The 1,808-nt window shown below is 64.1% G+C and carries 1 protein-coding gene and 1 pseudogene; both read left to right on the top strand.

Annotated features, from left to right (window positions below; genetic code table 11):
• Positions 1-889 (top strand): nitrate ABC transporter permease (gene ntrB, locus EN964_RS33370; protein WP_245490720.1); only part of this gene is annotated, 889 nt, incomplete at its 5' end.
• A gap of 11 nt (positions 890-900) precedes the next feature.
• A pseudogene (locus tag EN964_RS33365) lies at positions 901-1,697 on the top strand (ABC transporter ATP-binding protein).
• Positions 1,698-1,808 lie beyond the last annotated feature (111 nt).

Genomic DNA, 1,808 nt, shown 5'->3' with positions numbered 1-1,808 from the left:
GTCGATGCAGACTATCGAGGACACCAAGGTGAAGGCCTTTCCTGCCAAGCCGGCGGAGGTCATCGCCTTCACTGCCAAGGCACGGCGTCGCTTCGAGCCGCTCGCCATCGCCGGCAAACTGGCGAGCGCGCTGGTGCCGCCCATCATCGTCATCGCGCTGATGTTGGTCGTCTGGCAGATCGCCTGTTCGTCGCCGACATCAAGCCTGCCGCCGCCGACCCAGGTGTGGAACGAGGCCTACGATTTGATCGCGCATCCGTTCTTCGACAATGGCCCGCAGGATATCGGTCTGGCATGGCGCGTGCTAATCTCGCTGCAGCGTGTTGCCATCGGCTTCGGCCTGGCGGCGGTGGTCGGCGTCGCGCTCGGCGCGCTGGTCGGCCAGTCGATCTGGGCGATGCGCGGCCTCGACCCGGTGTTCCAGATCCTGCGCACGGTGCCGCCGCTGGCCTGGCTGCCTCTGTCGCTGGCGGCGTTCCGCGATTCCAGCCCGTCGGCGATCTTCGTCATCTTCATCACGTCGATCTGGCCAATCATCATCAACACCGCGGTCGGCGTGCGTAACATCCCAGAGGATTATCGCAACGTCTCGCGCATCCTGCGGCTCAACCAGTTCGAGTTCTTCGTGAAGATCATGGTGCCGGCCGCCGCGCCTTACATCTTTACCGGCCTGAGGATCGGCATCGGCCTGTCCTGGCTTGCCATCGTCGCCGCCGAAATGCTGACCGGCGGCGTCGGCATCGGCTTCTTCATCTGGGACGCGTGGAACTCGTCGCGGCTGCCCGACATCATCGTCGCGCTCGCCTATATCGGCGTCACCGGCTTCTGCCTCGACCGTCTGGTCGCGGCGGTCGGCGCCTTCGTCACCCGCGGCACAACGGCAAAGTGAGGAGAGGGGCGATGACGGCCTATCTGAAACTCGACCATATCGACAAATCCTTCACGCGTGGTGCCCAGGTCAGCGAGGTATTGAAGGACATCAGGCTGACCATCGACAAGGGCGAATTCGTCTCCATCATCGGCCATTCCGGCTGTGGCAAGTCGACCTTGCTCAATCTGATCGCCGGGCTGACCAAGGTGTCCGCCGGCGCCGTGCTGCTCGAGGACAAGGAGGTCGACAGCCCCGGACCGGAACGCGCCGTGGTGTTCCAGAACCACAGCCTTTTGCCGTGGCTGACCGTCTACGAAAACATCAATCTGGCGGTGTCGAAGGTCTTCGGTCGTTCGAAGAGCAAGGCCGAGCGGCATGACTGGATCATGCGCAATCTCGACCTCGTGCAGATGGCGCATGCCAAGGATAAACGCCCGGCAGAAATATCGGGCGGCAGAAGCAGCGCGTCGGGATCGCCCGGGCGCTGGCCATGGAGCCGAAGATACTGCTGCTCGACGAGCCGTTCGGCGCGCTCGATGCGCTGACGCGCGCCCATCTGCAGGATGCGGTGATGGACATCCACTCCAGGCTCGGCTCGACGACGATCATGATCACCCACGATGTCGACGAGGCGGTGCTGCTTTCCGACCGCATCGTCATGATGACCAATGGCCCGGCGGCAACCATCGGCGAAGTGCTTCCCGTGCCGCTGGCGCGGCCGCGCCGGCGCGTCGAACTCTCTTCCGACCGGACTTTCCTGCGCTGCCGCGAGGCGGTGCTGAAGTTCCTCTACGAACGCCACCGCTTCGTCGAAGCCGCGGAGTAGCACCATGAGCGAAAGACTTGTCATCATCGGCAACGGCATGGCCCCCGGGCGCATGCTCGAGCACCTGCTGGAACAGGCGCCGGGCCGCTACACCGTCACCATCTTCAACGC

The sequence above is a fragment of the Mesorhizobium sp. M7A.F.Ca.CA.001.10.2.1 genome, assembly GCF_003998575.1.
Classification (GTDB): domain Bacteria; phylum Pseudomonadota; class Alphaproteobacteria; order Rhizobiales; family Rhizobiaceae; genus Mesorhizobium.
The sequence above is the reverse complement of the archived record's forward strand: the minus strand, read 5'-3'. Positions and strand labels throughout refer to the sequence as shown.